Genomic DNA, 21550 nt, shown 5'->3' with positions numbered 1-21550 from the left:
CGCTAGCAAGTCAAGCGCGTGCCCCACATGCGGATACGCTGGATGCCGTGGGCACATCTCAAAGGATCCGGACGGCACTGATAGGCGCCGGACCCAGGGGTACCAGCGTGTTGGAACGCCTGCTGGCCAACTGGGCAGCCCGCCCTGCATCCGAAAAGGGCACTGCCGACGCCGGAAGCCTCCACATTGACGTTGTGGACCCCTACCCCGCCGGTCCGGGGCATGTGTGGCAGCCCGGTCAGTCCAGGCTCTACCTCATGAATACACAGTCTTTTTACCCGACGCTGATCCCCGAAGATCCGCTGTTGGCCCCACCTCTGGCGGGACGCACTTTTGACCGGTGGCGGCAGGACCAGCAGCAGCGGCCCGCCCCTTCCCTGTCCGCTGAGGAACGGGCCGAACTCGCCACCCTCGCAGCCGGAGATTTTCCCAGCCGTGCATTGTATGGCCGCTACCTGCGGACCACCCTTGAGGAATTGCTTGGCCGTCTTCCTGACGGCGTCACCGTCCAGTTCCACGAAACCTCTGCCGTTTCGGTTCGGCGCACGGGGAGCGGAACGTTCGACGTCGGGCTCGGCGACGGCGGTTCCCTCGCCGTTCACTCTGTGGTGCTGGCCCTGGGTCATCTGGAAGCAAGGCTTAACGCGGAGCAGCGCGCCCTGCAGTCGGGCGCCCGCCAGTTTGGCCTGCTCTACCTGCCGCCCGCGGCACCAGCAGATGTGGATTGGTCCGTTGTGCCGGCAGGGGAGCCCGTGCTGGTCCGTGGGATGGGCCTGAACTTCTTTGACGTGATGGGGCAGCTCACGGAGGGACGGGGCGGGAAGTATGTGGACGCTGTCTGTCAGGGTCCTCCCGGATCTTCCGGCCGCTTCGGGCTGGAGTACCTGCCATCAGGCCAGGAGCCAAAGATTATTGCGGCTTCCCGGCGCGGAACACCCTACCGGGCCAAGGCAACCCTTGCTGGCTACTACCCGGGTGCGGTGACTCTGAGGTACCTGACGAAGGCTGCGTTGGCTAGGTTTTCCGCAGCAGGGATCGTCCCCTCGTTCGACCATGATTTATGGCCCTTGCTGCACCGTGATGCCCTCTGGGCCTACTACACCACGCTGGTAAGGGTGAGCCCCGTCGCAGTGAACGAACCGGCCCTTTTCCTAAAGGCGCTTGAGGACGTCCTGCGTCCCCATGCGCACAGCACCGTTAAGTGGGAAAACGAAGTGGAGCGGGTGGTCACGGCCCATGTTGTGCCTTCCAGCAGGCTTGACCTTCTCGGGCTTGCGGCCCCGTTGGCCGGCAGATCCTTCGCCTCCGGCAGTGACCTCGACGCCGCCGTCGTGGACTATCTGCAGGATGACGCCCGCCGCTCAGCCCTCGGCGAAGACGATCCCGTCAAAATGACCATTGGAGCCCTGCATCACGGGCGTGCGGTGCTGAAATCGGCGGTGGCCGACGGCGGCATCACCGACGAGTCGTGGGTCGGCGGGCTGCGCGGCTGGTTCGAGTCGTTCGTGGAAGGGCTCGCCAGCGGTCCGCCTGCCTTGCGTTCCGAGCAGTTGGCGGCGCTCGCCCGTGCCGGAGTGGTCAGTTTTGTAGGCCCCGATCCCAAGTTCAGCCTCGACAGGACGGCCGGCCAGTTCTCCGCAGCCTCGCCGTGGGTCAGGACCGGCGGTGTCAAGGCCCGCACGCTCATCGAAGCGCTGGCCCCGGCCAACAGGGTGGCAAGAAACAAGTCCCCGCTGCTGGAACAGCTGTTGGCCGACGGGCTCGTCAGGCCGCGCCTCATGATGACTGCGGAGGGTACGCCGGTGCAGACGTCCGGCCTTGATGTACAACCCCACCCGTACCGGACCGTCGCCACGAATGGCTCCGTCACCAACGGCCTGTACGTCCTAGGCCTGCAGCTCTCCTCGGCGCAATGGGGAACAGCGATCGCGGCCGAAGCCTGCCAGCAACAAGGACCGGTCTACCCGAGCGGGCAACGGACCCTGCGCGACGCGGACGAGATCGCCCGCGGCATTCTGGGACTCTAGCTTCCCGCTTTAATTCCTGCGGCCTCTCCCGGGTGGCCTCGGTGGACTGCCTCCTTCCTGATGCCCTCGGGGCGCGAAAAAAGGGGCAGGCCCTCCGACTACGGGAGGGCATGCCCCTTTTGCCTGTTCAGGTCACCCCTTCAGGCACTTCCGGTACTCAATGAGGGCGAAGGCGTACCTGATCCAACCGCCGATGTCGTACCACTTGGCGGGCGGAACCGGTGCGGTGCAGACAGGCGGAACAGGTCCGCTGGACGCCACACGGACATCGGTCTTGATCACTGTTCCGGATTCCACCGCGGTCAGTACAAGCGTGGCCGTTCCCACAGCCGCGCCAGCTGGCACTTTGACGTCCACAGCGGCCGCGCCGCCGGAGACGCCGATGCTGCCCAGCTCGGTGGACACACCGGCAGAGTCAACAAAGACGGCCTTCAGTGAAGTGTTCACAGGGCTGCCCAGTGAGGTGAGATCCACCTTGGAAACAGCCAGTGAGATGGATTCGCCGGCTTTGACCTCGGCGGCCGTCGTGTTCACCACGGCCACGGTTCGCCGGGCGAAATCGGGGGATACGGGATTGTGTTCCTGCAGGTATTTGATCCAGGCATCCCTGTCCACCAGCCCCGAGTCCTTGGTGTTGGCCCCTTCCTTGAAGATCCTGAAGTTGTCACCGCCTGTGGCGAGGAAGCTGAACGTCCCGATCCGGTAGGCCTTCGCCGGATCGATGGGAGCCCCGCCTACGCGGATGGAGGTGATCCGGTCGCCCGCCGGCCGGGCGGCGTCGTAGGTGTAGTTGACGTTCTTGGACAGCCCCAGTTGCTGGTAGGCGCGGCTGGGAACAGTGCCGTCAGGGTTCGTCTGCCACTGCTGCTCCAGCAGCGTCTTGAACTGCGCACCTGTCAGTGACGTCGTCCAGAGGTTGTTGACGAACGGAAGCACCGCATTGGCCTCGGCATAGGTGATGGTTCCGTCAGGCGCAAAATACAGTTCGTTCCGCAGCCCGCCGGGATTCACGACGCCGATTTCTGCTCCGCCGAGTTCCGGACTTCCCAGAGTGGCCGCGAGCGAATCGGCCACGAGGTTGCCCAAAGTGGACTCGCTGGCACGGTCATCACGCTTCGCAGGACCGCCGGCAGGATCCGGGCTGAACGCAGTGGTGATATCCGCAGTGACCTTGCCGACTGGCTGGTTGCCGATCACAGCGGCGTCAGCGATGGCCTTGTCCACGATGGCTTTCACCGCCGCGACGCGCGGGTATTTGGTGACCAGATCCGCCGCTGTCTCGGTAGCAGTGGGTACGAACCGCTTGACGTTACCGGCCTTGTACCCGGTCACTGCCATGGTGGCCGTGTCCACGGTGAGCTGGATCTGGCCGATGTTCTCGCCGTAGTTGCCGGTCTGGACGATGGGGCGTGTTTTGCCTTCTACCCCGGGGACAGGCGCGTCCCAGGAGTACTCCTTGTGCGTGTGCCCATTGAAAATGGCATCTACTTCGGCGGATGTTTCATTGACCAGCCGCGCGAAGGGACCCCCTGCTGCGACTTCCTGCTCCAGAGTGGCGCCTTCAGGGACCCCTGAACCGGCGCCGTCGTGGTTTTCGACGATGATGATGTCGGCAAGGTTTTCAGCGGTGACCCGGGCCGCGACGCGGTTGATGGCGTCGACGGGATCGCCGAACTCCAGTTCGGTGATGCCTCCCGGAGTGACCAGCGACGGGACTTCCTGGGTGACGGTTCCGATGACGGCAACCCGGACGCCGTTCATATCCAGCACCGTGTATTCCGGCAATGCAGGCTCCGTGGTGCCCTTCTTGTACACGTTCGCCCCAAGGTGCGGGAACTTGGCGTTGGCACCCCCGGCAATGACGCGGTCCCGGAGATCGGCAAAACCGCCGTCGAACTCATGGTTTCCCACTGCGGAGGCCTTCAGGTCCAGGGCGTTGAGGACATCAATGGTGGGCTGGTCTTTGGCGACGGCCGAGGCGAACAGTGAGGCACCGATGTTGTCACCGGCCGAGATGAAGGCGGTGGGACCAGGGGCAGCGGCACGCAGTTTCTCGATGGTTCCGGCAAAGAGGACGGTGTTGCTGTCGATCCTGCCGTGGAAATCGTTGATGCCCAGGAAGTTCAGCTCCGCGGTCGCGGGAGTTTCGGTTTTCAGGTCCAGGCCCACCACCACGGGATCGTGATCGCTGGCACGGAACTGATTAGGAGCGTAGTAGTTGGTCACGTTGTTGTTGTACCTGCTGTACTCCAGAGCCACTGACTCCACAGAGTTGATGTTCCAGATATCAGCGCCGGTAACAACCGCATTGGCGCCGGGGGAGGCCAGCACGTGGTCAAGGGAACCCACCAGTCCGCCGAAGAGGTAGGAGTGTTTGGCTGAGCCGTCGGTGTTGCGGGCCTTTTCGTCCTGGTTGACATAACCGGCCGCCCGGAAAACGTTGAGCGGGTCCTCCTGTGCGTAGGCGTTGAAATCTCCCATCAGGAAGACCTTGTCAGTGCCCTGCGTGCTCTGGAGTTCGTTGGAGAAGGCCAGTAGGGACTTGGCTTGCTCCGTGCGTGCCAGGTTGGCGTTGCCCTGGCCCTTGTCCGTGTCCGAGGGATCCGCCGGGGGAGGCGAGCCCTTGGACTTGAAGTGGTTGGCAATGGCGATGAACTTCTTGTCGTCAGCCGCGCCGGCCGGTTTGAATGCCTGGGCCAACGGCTTCCGGGCACTCGCAAAAGCAACAGTGTCATTGTGAATGATGGATTCGCCCACTGGCACTGCTGTGGCCTTCTTGTAGATAAAGGCAGTCCTGATCATGTCCTCGTCGGCCAGCGGAGGAGCGTTGGCCGGAGTACGAACGTAGTCCCATACCCCTGGGGTCTGGATGTTGAGGGCATCAACCAGCTTTGCCAGCGCGGCATCCCTGTCCTTGCCGAACTGGGCTGAGTTCTCCACCTCCATAAGCGAAACGACGTCAGCGCCGGCTTTGTTGATAGCGGCCACGATCTTGTCCTGCTGGCGCTTCAGGTTCTCAGCGTTGGCCGCCCCCCGGACGTTGCAGCCGTCCTTGACCGTGATGGGGTTTCCATCCCTGTCGGTATAGAAATTACAGCCGGCAACCTGGTCGCCGGTGGTGGGGAAGTAGTTCAGCACATTGAAGGAGGCAATTTTCAGGTTTCCTCCGACAGCGGCGGGAGCGTCTGTCCTGGTGCCGCCGAAGGTTGCGGGCTGGGCAGAGGCAGCATTACCGGCCGTCAAAGCTGTCAGCGGCTGGAGCTTCCACGCGTTGTTGGCGTAGCCGAGCACCACGTTGGTGGTAAACGTGACGGGAGCTCCTACCCGGACAGGATCAGCAGGCGTCAGATACGGCAGGACCTGGGCCTTCGTGGCCGCATCCTTGAGGAAATTGGTGGTGGCGCCGTCGTCGAGCTTGATGCCGCGTGCAGCGTTCGCGGCCACGGTTGCGGTGTGCTCTGCGGATCCATAAGGAGCCACGGCGGTTGGCTGGACCAGAGGGGTAGTGCCGCCTGCCAGACCAATCTCGCCATATTGGTTCAGCGAGTAGTTATCCGTGACGGTGACGGCACCCTGCGGGGCGAGAAGCATACCCTCGAGGGATTCCCGGAACGTTTCCACCGCGGGAAGGCTGAAGCCGGTGGCTTTTACCTCTGCGGCAGGTTCAGTCAGTTTCCTTACCTGGCTCGCGTCAGACGCCGTCAGCTGCGTCATTCCGAAGAACTCGCTGACTGCGCCGGTCACCTCCACGAAGTCACCGGTCTGGACTGTTCCCACCGCTGAGGGCGAGTACACAAACACAGCGTCCGACGCCGAGTGGTTGGCCGGAGTGAGGTCTCCACCCGTGCCTGGCGTCTGGAGATAGAAACCAGCGAATCCTCCGGTGGGGAAGGAGGCCGTGACTTTGCCCTTGGTTGTAACGGTGGTGCCGGCAAGAGGGCTGACGGGGCCCGTGCCTTGGATTTCCGCGATGGTTTTCACCGTTGGCGGCGTGGTGGGACCGGGATCTACCGGACCCGGATCTTCTGGACCCGGATCCACCGCGCCGGCGGCCGTCGGGGTAATCGAGGCGCTGAGGGTGAAGTCGGCTGAATTGCTGTTGCTGTCCGCCCCGCCAGTGCGGTTGAGGCTCTTAACGTCTGTGTTGCCGGCCGGGGCCGGGGCAGCCTGGGTTTCGTAGGTGTTGGTGGTCCCGTATCCCAGCAGGTCAGCGATGTTAACCGCTTCAACCACCGAGCCTGTAGGCAACGGGTCGACTGCGGTTGCCTGCTTGGCCAGGACGATTGTTCCGTTGGTTCCGGATGGGTTGAAGCCAGCGGCCACCACATCTGCGGTGGGCAGCTCAGCTGCCGTGGACGTGCCGCTGTTAGTGGCGCCCTTGAGCAGGTAATGGCCCTTGGCGGGGATACTGCCGCTAAGGGGTGTGACATTGTTCGGCACTCCCGTGCCTGCGCTGGACCTGTACTGGAGTGACCAGCCGGCAAGTGACACTGCGACGTCGGAGCTGTTGTAAAGCTCAACGAACTTGTTCTTGTAGGCGGCTCCCGCGCTTCCGCCGCTCAGGTAGGCCTCGTTGATGACTACTGGTGAAGTGCCTGCTGCAGGTGAGACCTCCGCCGCAACGGCCGGGACGGCTGCCAGCGGCGTGATGAGCCCCGCCGCCAGCGCTGTGCCCAGCGCGATTTTCCAAGGTGTACGGTGCATTCGCTCTGACTCTCATTAGGGTGTCCCTGGGTGAGGGACCTCATTGAAGGCATCCGGGTTGTACCAACGGACACCGGGACCGGCCTTTACTCCTGGTCAAGTAGTTTCCGGCACATCAAAACAGCGTTGAATGAACGCAGGATGACTTGGGCGTGCATTCCATGAAACGTCCCCCAGCGAAACGTTCCATCCCTGACATGCCAAAAGAATACCGGCCAGTAGCTTTGAGGGAAGCTCCGGGCCGGTACTTTTTACAGCAAATTGCTGAGAGGCCTCCAAGGCATGGAGCTGCGCGCCTTGGAGGCCTCCTGCTCCTGTTTGGTGCTTTATGCGCCCTGATCCAAAGCTTCGATGATTTTGAAGGTGGCGCCGGTCGGATCGGCGAGGGTAGCTACGCGTCCGAACGGGCTGTCCTCGGCAGGTTCGAGAACGGAGGCACCCATCGAAAGTGCTTTGGCGACGGCGGCATCCGTGTCCTCAACCCCCAAATACACCTGCCAGTGGGATGGAATCTGCTCGGGCAGGAACAGTGAAGCGTCAATAATTCCCGCCCTTGCCGCATCCCCGGCTCCAAGGGTGGTGTATTTGAAGTCCGGAGCATCACTCATGACCTCCGTCTCCCAGCCGAAAACATCCTGGTAGAACTTGACCGCTGCGGGGTAGTCCTTCGCGTGGAGTTCGTGCCAGACCGGGGCGCCGGGTTCGGCGGCGATCTTGAACCCCTGGTGCTCACGGCGCTGCCACACGCCAAAGGAGGCGCCCGCCGGGTCGGCGAAGAACGCCATCTGTCCCTGCTCGGGGACGTCCATGGGCTCCATGTAGACCAGGCCGCCGTTTTCGGCGACGGCGGTCGCGGTTGCCGCGGCGTCCTCCGCTGCCAGATACGTGGTCCAAGCATCGGGCATAGCGGCCTGGTCTTCCTGCTTGGCCATAATGCCGGCTACTGCCTTGCCGTTCTTGGCCGCCGAAATGTAGCCGCCGTACATTTCCTGGTCGCCCGTTTCAAAGGTCCAGCCGAGGAGTTCGCCGTAGAAGGACTTCGCTTTTTCCGTGTCCGAGGTCATGAGGTCGATCCAGCAGGGATCGCCTGATTGGATATCAGGAGTGGGCATGATTGCTCCTAGTGAGGTCAGTGTTGAGTGCATCAACAGCATGGTGTGGCCACTACATGGTTGTTGGGGCAGCGGCAACAGGACAGACACTATGCCGGGGGTACGACCGTTTCAATGGCACTTAAGCGAAAAGTGCCCCAGGTTCTGATGAAAATTCAGAACCTGGGGCACTCGTTCGCGGAAGGTGGGCAAGAGATGAAATGCTACTAGCCCGCGCCGGCTACTGGTCTAGCAACCTAGTTGCAGACCTCTACATCGGAAACACCGCCGGTCTGTTTGATCCATGCGTCATAGAGGTTGCCGTCCTTGCCATAGACGTCTCCGTTCGTGCCGACGACGACGATTCGACTTTGTGTAATACGGACCTTGGAAACATTGGCAAGCTGGTTGACCCAGGATGCGCTGAGGTCGCCTTCCTTAACGCTTGCCAATCCGTTAGCGCCGACTATTCCGATTCTGTTTCCGGAGAGGTCAAAGTCGGCCACTGCGCTGGCTTGCTGGGTCCACCCGGACCAAAGGTTTCCGGCTTTGACCTGCAGGACACCACTCGTTTGCAAGACGCCGATCCTGTCCCCGTCGACCTTGACCTTGGCTCCGTTGCTGATCTGGGTGACCCACGGCTGGTACAGATCTCCTTCCTTGACACTGACCACACCGCCTCCGATGGTGGCGATGCGGTTCCCCGACATATCGAAGTCGGTGACGCTTGAGTTAACCTGTGTCCAACCGGCGTAGAGAGAGCCTTCCTTGACCCAGAGGTTGCCGTCCGTAGCGAGTACGCCGATTCGAGTCTCAGTGACGCGAATTTTTGCTGCGTTGGGAAGCTGATTGACCCAGGTGGCTGTTAATGAGCCATCCTTGACCCTCGCCAGACCAGTAGAGTCGATGACTCCGATTCGGTTCGAAGATATGTGGAAGCCCTTTGCGCCGCTTTCCTGTGAGACCCACCCGGAATAGAGGTTGCCTTCCTTGACGGAGACATGACCGGCTGCATCTGTTATTGCCAGTCTCGGGGAAAAGGCTACGGGCGGCGGAACACTTCCCCCATTCAAGGCTTTGGGGCGAAGGTATCCGGCGAGGCCTGCTTTGGGTAAGTACTGTTTTACAGACGGTCCCGTGGACTGTGAGGGATACGGATTGCCTGGCAGAGAGGGGGAGGAGTTCTGCGAGAAGACATAGAGGTTGGAGCCCGCATCCCCCAAGACAATAGCAACGTGAGATAGCGGGTAGTACGCCTGGCCCGATTGCCAGATCGCTACATCTCCCTTTCGTGGAGCCTGATCGGCTTGTATCGCATCGAACGCGACGGAGGCGCCGTTAGCAACGTAACCGTCCCACAGCGCTACCGCGTATCCGGGGTTGGGTGAAAGCTGCGTCGAAATATTCTGGACCCCGATAACCTCCCGGCAGTACTGCTCCCAGAGATCCCAGCATTGAGCGCCGTAAGCGCCGTCAACATTGACATACTTCCCGTCGTACTTAGCGACAAATCCGTCTACATCAGCCGTGGACAGTGCTGAGGCTGAGGGGGCCACAGTTGCAGATGCAGCGGCAGCAGCCATGGCCGCACTTGTACCTAGAAATAGGCGCCTGTTTACTATCTTTGTCATGAGTTTCCCCCAAGTGTTGCCGAGTTGACAGATTTTGTCATGCACAGCTTGTAGTTGATTACTGAACTTGTCAAATGGTGCTGGGGTGTGGCGGACTCCGGGTAGTCAGCGGAAGGATGCGCTCACTGCGCGGTTATAAGACGCCAGGCAGTCAGAAGGACTGCAGGAGGGTTCGTGTGCGGGGCCGCGATATAGGGTCAGTGAAGCGCCGTGCCGTTGGCTGCGGTTCGGCCTTAGATGCAGGTTCAGGCTTAAAAGACAAAGCCCGGCCGGACTAGTCCTTGAACTAGCCCGACCGGTCTTTGACCAGCGCAAACTGTGCGCCTCGCGGAAGGTAAGAGATTCGAACTCTTGGTACGGGGTTACCGCACACTAGTTTTCAAGACTAGCTCCTTCGGCCGCTCGGACAACCTTCCAGTAACAGTAGTCTTTCATAGGCAGTTGGCTGCGACAAAAACAGCGTTGCTGAAACACTTCAGGCGAGCCTTTCGGTAACAATGGAAAAAGTGCAGCCCGGCCCACTGTCCGGGTGCAGGAATCCGCTAGGTATCGGGGAGTTTTCAATGAAGGCCGTCTACATCTCGCAGCCCGGAGGGCCCGAAGCCCTGGTAATCCGAAACGTCCCGGCACCGGTTCCCGGCCCCGGCGAGGTGCTCGTCGACGTCGTCGCCGCAGGCCTGAACCGGGCGGATGTCCAGCAGCGGAAAGGTCACTACCCGCCCCCTCCAGGTGCTTCCGAGATTCCCGGACTGGAGGTGTCCGGACGGATCGCCGGCTTTGGGCCGGACGTTGCGAAGCCATTCAGCGTGGGGGACAAGGTGGTGGCCCTGCTTGCAGGCGGGGGATACGCCGAGCAGGTGGCCGTGCCTGCCGGCCAGGTTCTGAGGATTCCAGACGGCGTGGATCTGGTCACGGCGGCCGCGTTGCCTGAGGTGGCGGCTACCGTCTATTCCAATCTCATCATGACGGCTCAACTGCAGCCCGGCGAGACTGTGCTGATCCATGGAGCCACCGGGGGCATCGGAACCATGGCCGTCCAGTTGGCGAAGGCCTTCGGGGCCAAAGTTGCCACAACTGCCGGGACGTCGGAGAAGGTCAGCACCGCAACAGCGTTCCTCGGCGCCGATATCGCCATCAATTATGCGGAGGAAGATTTCGGCGAGAGCCTCCGTGCACAGAACGGCGGGCGGGGCGCCGACGTGATTCTCGACGTCGTCGGGGCCAAGTATTTGAAGCAGAATGTCGACGCGCTCGCTGATTATGGTCGGCTGATCGTGATCGGACTTCAAGGTGGGACAAAAGGCGAGCTGGACCTGGGGAAACTGCTGGGCAAACGGGCGGCGATCGTCGGAACTGCCTTGCGTCCGCGTCCAGCGGAGGAAAAGACCGTCATTATGAACGCCGTTCGGGAGTCAGTGTGGCCACTGGTCTCAGACGGCAGGATCAGGGTTCTGGTAGCCAAGACTTTTCCGCTGGACCAGGTGCAGGCCGCCCACGAATACTTCGACTCAGGCGAACATATGGGCAAAGTGCTGTTGGTCATCTAAATCCGATTTTTTCGGCGTGGGGTTTTTGCCATCAGGTTCCCCAACGCTAGGGTGGTTCTATACGCGGTATGCACGCGTCTAGCTTGGGGGCGCGTGCGTACCTGTGTCCGGCTATCAGCGGGAGCCTAATGTCCGTTCGTCACAGCCTTTTGGCCCTACTGCAGGACCAGCCGCGCTACGGCTACCAATTGCGAGTGGAATTCCAGGACCGGACCGGGGCCACCTGGCCACTGAATATCGGCCAGGTCTACACCACGCTTGACCGCCTGGAGCGCGACGGTCTGGTGAAGAAAGACGGCGACGACGGCGCCGGGCACGTCATCTACAGCATCACCGGGGCGGGCCTGGAACAGGTTCAGAGCTGGTTCGCCGCGCCGGTAGAGCGGGACAGCCCGCCACGAAACGAACTCGCCATCAAACTGGCCCTGGCGGTTACTCTCCCCGGTGTCGACGTCAGTGCAATCATTCAAGTCCAGCGGACAGCTTCCATGGCTGCACTCCAGGAATACACCAGAGCCCGCAGGGACACGGCCGGAAACCAGCGCACCGTGGATACCGCTTCGCTGCTTGTGCTGGACTCGCTGATTTTCCAGACCGAGGCGGAGGTGCGGTGGCTTGACCTCTGTGAGGCCCGCATGATTCAGCTCTCCCAGAACACCAACGGGAGCGCCTGAAACGCCAGCCCGGGCAGCCTCGGCCAAGGCAGCTCCAGCCAAGCCAACGGGGGCTCTTCCTCCATTGCCAGGCCTGCCCCCTGACGCGGCGCCAACCCCAGGGCTGCTCGTTGTCACGCAATTTGACCGCTTTGTAATGATGTTTCGACGAAGGGTAACAGTCAAGTACTGTGAGCACTGCGTCGGGGGATGTGGGGCTCTGCCCGGCGGAACGAGCACAACGCTCTACCGGGTTCTCAAGGAGGAGACGTGGGAAAAACGTACGAAGAAGAGTCGCCGAACACATTGTCGGAGGATCTTTTAGAAGGCGATCCGGCCCTTCCCGCTACCGCGGTGAATGAGGCCAGGGAAGCTGAAGACAGTAAATGGACCCCGGCCAAGATCGGGCTGTGGGTAGCAATTGCACTTTTGGGCGGCGTGGCCTGGTTCATGCTCGCCATTGTCCGGGGTGAAACGGTCAACGCCATCTGGTTTGTCTTTGCTTCGGTCTGCACGTACTTGATCGGGTACCGCTTCTACTCCAAGGTGATCGAACGCTACATCACCAAGCCGAATGACCGTCGCGCCACACCAGCTGAATACAAGGCCGACGGAAAAGACTATGTGCGTACTGACCGCAACGTCCTGTTCGGCCACCACTTTGCTGCCATTGCAGGCGCCGGCCCCCTGGTGGGCCCCGTCATCGCAGCCCAGATGGGCTACCTTCCAGGCACCATCTGGATCATTATCGGCGTCGTTCTTGCCGGGGCTGTCCAGGACTACCTTGTCCTGTTCTTTTCGATGCGTCGCGGCGGCCGTTCCTTGGGGCAGATGGCCCGTGAAGAACTTGGCGTGATCGGCGGCACTGCCGCCCTCGTGGCCACGCTGCTCATTATGGTGATCATCGTTGCCATCCTCGCCCTCGTCGTCGTGAATGCGCTGGGCGAAAGCCCATGGGGCGTCTTCTCTGTGGGCATGACCATCCCGATTGCCCTGTTCATGGGGGTGTACTTGCGGTTCATCCGTCCGGGGAAGGTCCTGGAAGTATCGATCATCGGTTTCGTTTTGCTGATGGCTGCGATCATCGGCGGCGGTGCCGTGGCCGGCACAGAGTGGGGTGCGGCCTTCTTCCACCTTGACAAGGTCACCATCGCCTGGGGCCTCATTGTGTACGGATTCATCGCCGCGATCCTGCCCGTCTGGCTGCTCCTGGCCCCACGTGATTACCTCTCCACGTTCATGAAGATCGGTGTGATTGTGATGCTGGCCCTGGCCATCATTGTGGTCCGCCCGGAAATCACAGTCCCGGCCTTCAGCGAGTTCGCCAGCCGCGACAACGGCCCGGTATTCTCCGGCGCATTGTTCCCGTTCCTGTTCGTCACCATCGCCTGTGGAGCGCTGTCAGGCTTCCACGCCCTCATCGCGTCCGGCACCACCCCCAAGCTCATCGAAAAGGAGCGCCAGAGCCGCCTGATCGGTTACGGCGGCATGCTGATGGAGTCATTCGTGGCCATCATGGCCCTCGTAGCCGCCATTTCCATCGACCGCGGCCTGTACTTTGCGATGAACTCTCCGGCCGCCCTGACCGGCGGAACCGTGGAAACTGCCGCGGCCTGGGTCAACAGCCTGGGGCTGTCCGGGGTGAACCTCACTCCGGACTTCCTGGCTCAGACAGCTGCCAACGTCGGTGAGGAGAGCATCGTTTCCCGTACCGGCGGGGCTCCGACGCTGGCCGTTGGACTTGCGCACATCATGCAGCAGTTCATCGGCGGCACCTCCATGATGGCGTTCTGGTACCACTTCGCCATCATGTTCGAGGCGCTTTTCATTCTCACAGCGGTCGACGCCGGTACGCGCGTTGCGCGGTTCATGCTGCAGGATTCCATCGGCAACTTTGTCCCCAAGTTCAAGGAAGCGTCTTGGCGGCCCGGGGCATGGCTTTGCACGGCGGTCATGGTGGGGGCGTGGGGTGCGGTTCTGCTGATGGGGGTCACCGATCCGCTCGGCGGTATCAACACCCTGTTCCCGCTGTTCGGAATCGCCAACCAACTGCTGGCAGCCATTGCCTTGGCGGTGTGCATGGCCATTGCTGCCAAACGCGGTTCCTTCAAGTACATCTGGATCGTGGCGGCGCCGCTGGCTTTTGCTGCCGTCGTCACCATTACGGCGAGCTTCCACAAGATCTTCTCGCCGGTCCCTGCCGTGGGCTACTTCGCCAATAACGCCGCATTCTCCAAGGCGCTTGCAGACGGCAAGACCTCCTTCGGTTCGGCCAAGACGGTGACAGCAATGGAAGCCGTTGTGCGGAACACCACGGTGCAGGGCTGGCTGTCGGTGATTTTCGTGACGCTGAGCATCATCGTCATCGTCACGGCAGTACTGGCCACAGTGAAGGCCTTCAGGAACGCAGCCTCGGGCATCCCCAACAAGGACCACGAGGACCAGGTGAGCGCATCGCGGGTCTACGCGCCCGCTGGTCTGATTCCCACCCCTGCGGAACGGGCGCTGATGGCTGAATGGAACAAGCTTCCTGCGGACAGGCGGCTTGAGAAATCCGGACACCACTGATGAACGCAGTCATGGCCGGGTTCCGCGGCTTTGCCCAGTATCTTGGGGCTCTGGTCGGTGCCGACGCGTACCGGAAATACCTGGAGCACCACCTTGCGTCCAGCCATGACGGCCCGCCCCTGAGCGAGCGGGAGTTCTGGCGCGATAAGACCGACCGTCAGGACAACAATCCGCAAGGACGATGCTGTTGAAGTAACCTGTGGGGGATGAACGGTCCCGGCGGTTCATGCCCCACCGGACAGGCGCAACGTTTCCGGCGGTCATGAGAGTATGAACCCATGAGCGATCCCGCAGACACTCAGTCAGCTGAAGAGACCCCTGTGGAGGGGACACCCATCGACGACGGCAGTCAGCCCTCCGTGGAGGTAGCGGCAGCCGGACCCGATTCCAAACCGAGGAATGCCGTCCAGGATCTGGTGGACGAGCCCGCCAAGGTTATGCGGATTGGCACCATGATCAAGCAACTCCTGGATGAAGTGAAGTCGGCTCCCTTGGACGACGCCGCGCGCGGCCGGCTCGCTGCAATCCATGAACGTTCCATCAAGGAACTCGAGGATGGGCTGGCCCCGGAACTCGTTGAGGAACTGCAGCGGATCAATCTTCCGTTTTCCGATGATGTGACTCCCTCTGACGCCGAACTTCGGATTGCCCAGGCCCAGCTGGTCGGCTGGCTCGAAGGGCTTTTCCATGGGATCCAGACGGCTATTGCAGCCCAGCATGCTGCCCGTGAGCACTCCATGGCCCAGATGCAATTGCGACAGCTGCCGCCGGGCACTGTGATCGCCCCCGGAGTTGTCATAGGCGAAAACGGCCAGCCCCAGCGTGCACCCGCATCCCGTCCGGGGCAGGGCGCCCCCGTTCCCGGCCGGCCGGAGGACCCGGACCACGGTCCCGGCCAGTACCTCTAGGGCTTCGCTTGGGCTTTTTCACCTCCGCGCGGCAAGGGCGGAAAGACGACGCTGAACTCGGCAAGGGTCTCTGGCGTCGCGCCCATGACCGCTTCCACCGTGGCTTGGATCGTTACCACCAGGTTCTGGAAGGCGTGGAAGACCCGCAGCTCTACGAGGAGCTCGTGGAGATCGCCAACGAACTTGCTGCGTTATCTCCGCGCGTCCGGCTGGTCTGCGTCGAGGCTCAGCGGCGTTCACCAAGCGACGGCCTTGATATCCCGGGAACTCTTGCGGGAGTTCACCGTTCATTGTCCAAAGCAGGCAACTCGCTGGCCACCACCGCGGAGGCTGCCGCTATGTTGCGCCTCGCTGTGGGGCCGGTGCCAGTCGGCGCGGCCTCAGTACGTCGCCGCGCGGAAGCCGTGTTCGAGCAAATTGCCGACGCCGAACAGCGTTTGGTGGATTCTGTTCCGGAGTCGTAGCCCGGAGTCATAATCCGGAGCCGCGCTTATTCCCGGTTACGCGGGTAGCTGATCCCGGCGCGTGCGTTGGCCGGGGCGCCTGCTTATTGGCACGATGAAAAGCATGACTACTTCACCCGTACTGACCTTTCATGACGGCAACACCATTCCCCAGCTCGGCTACGGGGTCTGGCAGGTTGAAGACGATGTAGCTGAGAAGGTGGTGGTTCAGGCGTTTGAAGCCGGCTTCCGTCACATTGATACCGCGAAGATTTACGGCAACGAGGCAGGTGTGGGGAGGGCGATTGAGCGTTCGGGTCTCGCGCCTGAGGACATTTTTGTTACCACCAAGCTGTGGAACTCCGATCAAGGCTACGAATCAACGTTGAAGGCCTTTGAGGACTCTCTGGAACGCCTTGGCCTGGAGTCACTTGATCTGTATCTCATCCACTGGGAGCAGCCCAAGCAGGATAAGTACGTGGACACGTGGAAGGCGCTCATCGAACTGCAGAAGCGCGGGCGGGTTAAATCCATTGGCGTCTCGAACTTCACCAAAGAGGGGCTGCAGCGGCTGATCGATGAGACCGGGGTTGTGCCCGTGATCAATCAGATTGAGCTGCATCCGTTCTTTAACCAGGCAGAGCTGCGCGCCTTCAATAACTCGCTGGGCGTCCTGACCCAGGCGTGGTCTCCATTGGGTCAGGGAGGGGAGCTTCTGGAGCACCCTGTGATCACAGCCATTGCTGACAAGCACGGCGCCAGTCCCGCGCAGGTTGTCATTGCGTGGCACCTGGCGCTTGGGAATGTTGTCATTCCGAAGTCCGTCACCGAATCCCGTATTGAGGAGAATTATGCAGCCTTGGCTGTGACTCTGGACCCTGAAGATATCCAGGCCATCAACACCCTGGACCGGACGGTTGAAGGCGGCGGACGAATCGGTCCCGATCCGGCAGTCTCCGACTTCGCCTAACTCTCAGTGCGCCGGTTTCGCGTAACTCTTAGTGCGCCGGGCTTTGTAGTGATCTGAGTCCAACTGACGTGAAAAGGGTCCCGTGCGTGGCAGCGCGGGACCTTTGTCACGCCGCTTTTATGCCGTGATGTTCAAGTCGCGCTAGCGCCGTTTTAGGCTGCGATGCGGTTCTGCTGCAGCGGGACAGGATCGACGATTGCCCAATCGTCCTCATCGCAGATCATCCGGTTCGCGAACCGCTCGGCACTGGCGGCGTCGTCGAAAATCTCGGTGCTGACCCGTCCGTGGAGGGAATTGTAGAAGGTGACATGGAATTCCTGCCCGCCCGTGGCATTGCCGGCGTTTGCGGCAACAGGCAGTTCCGCGCCGTTGATTTCGATGCTGTTGATCTGGTTCCTGTTCATGAATCCAGTGTGAAGCGGGGCTCTGACAATATTAGAGATTTCAGTTCTGCGTGTTGCGGAGACGCAGTACGCGCTGGCGGGCCAACTCCTCCGTCCGCCGGCCCTTGTCAGCTGCCCGGGTGGTCTGCTGGGCCTCTATGGCTGCCGTTTCCCTCTCCTTACGGGCCCTGTCGAGCTCGCGGTCCAGGTTTTTCAGTTCCTCCCTGAGCTTCCGTGACCGTTCGGCCAGAGTGCCCAGTTCCGCCTCCGCCTCCTCCAGACGGTTTTCAGCGGCGGCAGCATCCTCACTTGCCGCCCGTGTCACAGCTTCGGCTTCAGCGAGGGAGGCGAGGGCTTTTTCAAGGGCAGAAGGCAAGGTTGTTCGACGCAGCGACTCAACGGCCTGGAGGCGGGGTTTGTCAGTCCGTCCGCCAGCCTGGTTAGCGTTCCCCTTTTGGCCTTCCCTGGCGCTTTTCTTTTCTTGTTTTCGAATTTCGGTGGACCTTGCCGGTACCGGCCGACGGGGAGCTTTGCCCACATTCCGGGTCTCATTTTGGAGTGCATCGGCAAGTACCTGCGGAACGGCTACGGCGCCGTCGAGGTCCACCTGATCCACGCCGTCGGATGATAGAACCTTCAGCAATTGGCCGCTTCGGACGGCAGCGGCAGCTCCGCTGTCAGCAGTAGCTGCCCGCAGAGTCTCTTCAACCTCGGTGGCCACAGCACCGCTGATTTTCCGTCCCTGTTGTTCCGCGATGTTGTGGACCGTATCCATCACCTCGGACAGCAAACGCCGGCGTTCCTGGCCCAGTTCGCGCATGGCGGCTGCGTCAAGATTGTCTTGGGCGGCCCTCATGGACTGACCCAATTCGCTGAGCTGCCGCACAGAATCCGGATCATGCCGCGCGAACATGTTTACCGCCCACGCCGCTGATGAGGGCTTGGGAAGGCCGCGGACAGCCGCTGCCAGTTCCCGGTCTCCGTCGGCAGCAGATTTGGCGGCCGCGGTGCGTGAAGCCACAAACTCCTCCAGAGGCAACCCGTAAAGTTCTTGGGCAATCTCGGCCAGCCGCCGGTCCATCAGCTGCTTCTCTCCCATGCGAGCATCATAGGTTGATTCTGGCTGCAGAATGCCGAGCAGCGGGAACGAAGCTGATCCATTCCGCTCTTGCCACCGGTTCCCGTGGTAATCCCTAGGGATTTTTTCCATTCGGGAGGATAATTCGAAGTGGCGGTACCGTCCGGCATTGGAGGCCAAAATGCGTATTGTCGGGATCTTGCTCATACTCTGGTTGGCAATCGGAGTGGCAGCGTGTGTGCAGCGGGGATATTTCGCTGGCTCACCCGCTACGTGCGCCGAAGCAGGGACCATCGCGGTGACCATCGTCGCCGGCCCGCTGAATTATCTCGGCGCTAACCCTCAGATCAATTGCGAGGTCCCACAGCCGTCGCCGTAGGACTGGAAGTGGAGCGTGCCAGAACGAATGGTTCGTTCACATGAAACAGGGCCCTTTACGGCGGGTTCTCATTCGGCGGGCTCAACAAGCTCCGGACCATTGTTGCGCACACTGTTCACCCGGTCGCTCACAATTCGCGGAGTGAGAACCGGCTCAGGCATGGAATCCAGCAATTGCTGCACTCCTTCCTTGTCACTCAACTCCGGGTTCAGCCAGTCGGCAAACATCTCCCGAGGGACGATGACGGGCGACCTGTCATGGACGTGGCCCAGGGAATCCTGAGCGGTGGTGGTGAGGACCGTGAAGGTAAGTAGCCAGCGGTGGGGGTCGTCCTCAGGCAAGGACGGATCGGGCCAGAACTCGTAGAGTCCCGCGAAGGCCAGCAGCTCATCTTTCGCGGAGTACAGGTAATTGGGAATCTTTTTCCCGTCTTCCGTCTTTTCCCACTCGTAGTAGCCTTCGGCAGGAATCAAGGCCCTGCGTTTGATCGCTGCTTTTCTGAAGGCAGGCTTATCCAGGATGGTTTCGCTTCTGGCGTTGATGAGCTTCGAGCCGATCTTCGTGTCCTTGGCCCACGATGGCACCAGCCCCCACTTCGCAATAAGCAGGCGGCGCTTGGGTGCGTCCTCCGCCGGTTTCTCAGTGATGATCGGGACGTCGTTGGTGGGCGCCACGTTCCAACTGGGTGGAGCTTCCCGTCCTTCAGCCTCGTGGGCATCGAAGTATCCGAGGAGATCGCCAGTGGCTCGGGACATCACGTATCGGCCGCACATGGGTTCATTCTGCCCTATGAATCCAAAGCCGTGGGCAGTAATGCTGAACCGGTAAGGCCCTCGCGGCGGTTGATCACGTCAGCAGCACTGGATCGATGAAGACGTCCCGGGGGACGGCTTCATTTGCATCACGAAACCGCCAGTGAGCCGGTATGCCCACAGCAATCGCACCCCCGGGTATATCGGTCACAACAACAGCATTGGCGCCCACCGCCGAATCACTTCCGACCATCACCGGGCCGAGCACTTTCGCGCCTGAACCCAGCATGACCCTGTCACCAATGGTCGGATGCCGCTTCTCCTGGTCCAGGGCCTTCCCGCCGAGAGTTACGCCCTGGTATATGAGGACGTCGTCGCCAATAACTGCTGTTTCACCGATCACAACGCCGGTCCCGTGGTCGATAAAGAGACGACGCCCAACCGAGGCGCCCGGATGTATCCCGATGCCTGTCAAAGCACGAGTAGCCTGCGAAAGCAGGCGGGCAATACCCTTGGTCCCGGGCCTTTGCCAGAGGACATGAGTCAGCCTGTACATCCACAGAGCATGAACCCCTGAATAGAGCAGGCCTACTTCAGCCGCGCTCGTCGCAGCGGGGTCCTGGGACCTGGCCGCCAGCAGGTCCTCCCGGAGCAGTGAAAACAATTTCATGAGTCTCGATTCCCTGTTGAGGCGGTGGCGCACTCAGACGGTCCAACCAGCCAAGGTCGCATGATATTTCCGGAGCCTTCTTCGGAGCGCAGCTTGCAGGGCTCTGGCAAGGTCCTTTAGGACGTAACTTTTGGCAGCCGTGTCGTCGTACTAGCGGTCGTCCAACAAGGGTGGGTCCGCCGGTCTGTTACTGTTGCTACACCTTTCCACAGCACAGTCCCTGTGCCGTCACGCCTGCACAGGAGGCATTCCAAATGGCTGAAATCTCGTCGAACTTTTCGGGCACGTGGCGCTTTGACCCCACTCACACCCGCATCGGGTTTTCCACCCGTCACGCAATGGTCACTAAAGTCCGTGGGGCGTTCAATGATTTTGAGGGCGTCATCAATGTCGACGGCGAAAACCCCGAGCGTTCCTCTGCACGCATGACCATTCAGGTGGGCAGCATCGATACGCGCAACGCGGACCGGGACCAGCACCTGCGCACCAACGAATTCTTTGACGCACCGCAGTTTCCGGAGATCACGTTCTCCAGTAACCGCGTGGACCAGGTCGACGACGGCCACTTCATCGTGGGCGGTGACGTCACTATCCGGGGGGTGACCAAGGACATCGCGATCCCGCTGGACTTCATGGGAGTGGAGCGCGACCCCATGGGCAACCTGCGCGCAGGCTTTGAAGGGTCACGCCGGATCGACCGGCAGGACTTCGGCCTCACCTGGAACGCAGCGCTGGACTCTGGCGGAGTCCTGATTTCGGACAAAATCACCCTGGAGTTCGAGATCTCCGCCGTCAAGGTCGAGGAACCGTCCGCATAGCTCTAGCCTGAGCCTCAGGAACGGGCTTTCTTTGCGGTGAACAGCAGGTACTCCCATTCCATTTGCGACGTCGAATCGCCGTGGGTCTCGCTGAAAGCCTCTGCCAGTTCAGTGAGGGCCTTGTCCAACGCCTTGGTCTTTTCTTCGTCTTCGCCGAGGAACTTGTAGACGGAAATTGTGGGGCCGTAGTGGGACTTGAAGTAGTGGAGGAAGTCCTCCGGCCTGTGGAAGCTTCGAATGGTCACGGTCTGTTTGCGGGTCCGGACGTCTGAGAGTCTGTCGCCAAATAGCTCCCGTATATGGTCTTCGCTGCCCCAAAGCGGCGGGGGTTGGGCGCCGGCTGGGGGTGGGGGCGAGAACGGCTTCATGGTTGCGAACATCTTCCCGATGAACCCCTCGGGCGTCCAGCTCAACAGCCCGATGGTCCCACCGGGCTTGCATACCCGGACCAGCTCGTCCGCGCCAGCCTGGTGGTGCGGTGCAAACATGACCCCAAGACACGACAGCACGACGTCGAACTCGTCGTCCGCGAACGGCAGGGCCTCGGCGTCACCTTCCCGCCATTCCAATTCGACGCCTCGATCAGCCGCCAAGTGGCGGCCGGCGTCGAACATTTCCGGTGTAAGGTCACTGGCCACCACCCGGGCGCCCATCATGGCGGCGGGAATAGCCGCGTTGCCGGCGCCGGCGGCAACATCAAGGACCCGCTGACCGGGTTTGATTCCGCAGGTGTCGACAAGGATTGCGCCGAGATCCGGAATCAGTTCACTGGCCAGGGCCGGGTAATCGCCCTGCGCCCACATAGTCCGGTGCTTTTGCTTGAGCGCCCGGTCCGCCTCTTTGACATCTGTGTTGTCATCCATGTCATGGCCCCTTTGATGTGGCATGTAGTGAGTGGCAGCGCGCTGCTGGCCCAGTGGAGGCTGAT

The 21550-nt window shown here is 61.3% G+C and carries 18 protein-coding genes and 1 tRNA gene; 10 read left to right on the top strand and 9 right to left on the bottom strand.

What is annotated here, in order from left to right:
• Nucleotides 1–47: 47 nt before the first annotated feature.
• On the top strand, nucleotides 48–2027 hold the full coding sequence (locus tag M1E02_RS17340) for an FAD/NAD(P)-binding protein (protein ID WP_479375435.1): 1980 nt from the start codon (nucleotides 48–50) through the stop codon (nucleotides 2025–2027).
• A 132-nt stretch (nucleotides 2028–2159) separates the two neighbouring features.
• Here the strand turns inward: M1E02_RS17340 and M1E02_RS17335 are convergent, their stop codons facing one another.
• From M1E02_RS17335 to M1E02_RS17320, 4 genes are all read right to left on the bottom strand, one after another.
• On the bottom strand, nucleotides 2160–6731 hold the full coding sequence (locus M1E02_RS17335; protein WP_479375434.1) for an ExeM/NucH family extracellular endonuclease: 4572 nt from the start codon (nucleotides 6729–6731) through the stop codon (nucleotides 2160–2162).
• 326 nt (nucleotides 6732–7057) lie between these two features.
• Nucleotides 7058–7843, bottom strand: a complete 786-nt coding sequence (locus M1E02_RS17330; RefSeq protein WP_479375433.1) for a VOC family protein — start codon at nucleotides 7841–7843, stop codon at nucleotides 7058–7060.
• A 236-nt stretch (nucleotides 7844–8079) separates the two neighbouring features.
• On the bottom strand, nucleotides 8080–9453 hold the full coding sequence (locus tag M1E02_RS17325) for a CHAP domain-containing protein (RefSeq protein ID WP_479375432.1): 1374 nt from the start codon (nucleotides 9451–9453) through the stop codon (nucleotides 8080–8082).
• Between the two features lie 328 nt (nucleotides 9454–9781).
• A tRNA-Ser gene (locus tag M1E02_RS17320) sits at nucleotides 9782–9869 on the bottom strand.
• Between the two features lie 147 nt (nucleotides 9870–10016).
• Here M1E02_RS17320 and M1E02_RS17315 point away from each other — a divergent pair.
• From M1E02_RS17315 to M1E02_RS17285, 7 genes are all read left to right on the top strand, one after another.
• Complete coding sequence (locus tag M1E02_RS17315; RefSeq protein WP_479375431.1) at nucleotides 10017–11000, top strand: NAD(P)H-quinone oxidoreductase; 984 nt, start codon at nucleotides 10017–10019, stop codon at nucleotides 10998–11000.
• Nucleotides 11001–11128: 128 nt separating this feature from the next.
• A complete protein-coding gene (locus M1E02_RS17310) occupies nucleotides 11129–11674 on the top strand; it encodes a PadR family transcriptional regulator (RefSeq protein WP_479375430.1) in 546 nt (181 codons plus the stop codon).
• A 249-nt stretch (nucleotides 11675–11923) separates the two neighbouring features.
• Nucleotides 11924–14221: a carbon starvation CstA family protein gene (locus M1E02_RS17305; protein WP_479375429.1), complete on the top strand. Its 2298-nt coding sequence runs from the start codon at nucleotides 11924–11926 to the stop codon at nucleotides 14219–14221.
• A complete protein-coding gene (locus M1E02_RS17300; protein ID WP_479375428.1) occupies nucleotides 14221–14412 on the top strand; it encodes a YbdD/YjiX family protein in 192 nt (63 codons plus the stop codon). Before M1E02_RS17305 ends, M1E02_RS17300 begins: the two co-directional genes overlap by 1 nt.
• Nucleotides 14413–14499: 87 nt before the next feature.
• Nucleotides 14500–15129, top strand: a complete 630-nt coding sequence (locus tag M1E02_RS17295) for a bacterial proteasome activator family protein (protein WP_479375427.1) — start codon at nucleotides 14500–14502, stop codon at nucleotides 15127–15129.
• Nucleotides 15130–15137: 8 nt separating this feature from the next.
• Nucleotides 15138–15593, top strand: coding sequence for a hypothetical protein (locus tag M1E02_RS17290; protein WP_479375426.1), 456 nt, complete (start codon nucleotides 15138–15140; stop codon nucleotides 15591–15593).
• Between the two features lie 103 nt (nucleotides 15594–15696).
• Nucleotides 15697–16542, top strand: coding sequence for an aldo/keto reductase (locus M1E02_RS17285; protein ID WP_479375425.1), 846 nt, complete (start codon nucleotides 15697–15699; stop codon nucleotides 16540–16542).
• A 152-nt stretch (nucleotides 16543–16694) separates the two neighbouring features.
• Here the strand turns inward: M1E02_RS17285 and M1E02_RS17280 are convergent, their stop codons facing one another.
• Both M1E02_RS17280 and M1E02_RS17275 read right to left on the bottom strand, forming a co-directional pair.
• A complete protein-coding gene (locus M1E02_RS17280) occupies nucleotides 16695–16946 on the bottom strand; it encodes a hypothetical protein (protein WP_479375424.1) in 252 nt (83 codons plus the stop codon).
• Between the two features lie 40 nt (nucleotides 16947–16986).
• Nucleotides 16987–18024, bottom strand: coding sequence for a hypothetical protein (locus M1E02_RS17275; RefSeq protein ID WP_479375423.1), 1038 nt, complete (start codon nucleotides 18022–18024; stop codon nucleotides 16987–16989).
• Nucleotides 18025–18184: 160 nt separating this feature from the next.
• Between M1E02_RS17275 and M1E02_RS17270 the strand changes: the two genes are divergently transcribed.
• Nucleotides 18185–18382, top strand: a complete 198-nt coding sequence (locus M1E02_RS17270; protein WP_479375422.1) for a hypothetical protein — start codon at nucleotides 18185–18187, stop codon at nucleotides 18380–18382.
• A gap of 68 nt (nucleotides 18383–18450) precedes the next feature.
• On the opposite strand, the gene M1E02_RS17265 is transcribed toward M1E02_RS17270, so the two are convergent.
• The gene (locus M1E02_RS17265) at nucleotides 18451–19155 is read right to left on the bottom strand and encodes an SOS response-associated peptidase (protein WP_479375421.1); all 705 of its coding nucleotides are present in this window, start codon (nucleotides 19153–19155) and stop codon (nucleotides 18451–18453) included.
• Between the two features lie 73 nt (nucleotides 19156–19228).
• Entirely contained in the window at nucleotides 19229–19804 is a 576-nt protein-coding gene (gene epsC / locus M1E02_RS17260) for a serine O-acetyltransferase EpsC (protein WP_479375420.1), read from the bottom strand.
• 254 nt (nucleotides 19805–20058) lie between these two features.
• Here epsC and M1E02_RS17255 point away from each other — a divergent pair, with 254 nt between their 5' ends.
• Nucleotides 20059–20622: a YceI family protein gene (locus M1E02_RS17255; RefSeq protein WP_479375419.1), complete on the top strand. Its 564-nt coding sequence runs from the start codon at nucleotides 20059–20061 to the stop codon at nucleotides 20620–20622.
• Nucleotides 20623–20636: 14 nt separating this feature from the next.
• Here the strand turns inward: M1E02_RS17255 and M1E02_RS17250 are convergent, their stop codons facing one another.
• The gene (locus tag M1E02_RS17250; protein ID WP_479375418.1) at nucleotides 20637–21485 is read right to left on the bottom strand and encodes a class I SAM-dependent methyltransferase; all 849 of its coding nucleotides are present in this window, start codon (nucleotides 21483–21485) and stop codon (nucleotides 20637–20639) included.
• Nucleotides 21486–21550 lie beyond the last annotated feature (65 nt).

The sequence above is a fragment of the Arthrobacter sp. Z5-13 genome (assembly GCF_056499105.1).
The sequence above is the reverse complement of the archived record's forward strand: the minus strand, read 5'-3'. Positions and strand labels throughout refer to the sequence as shown.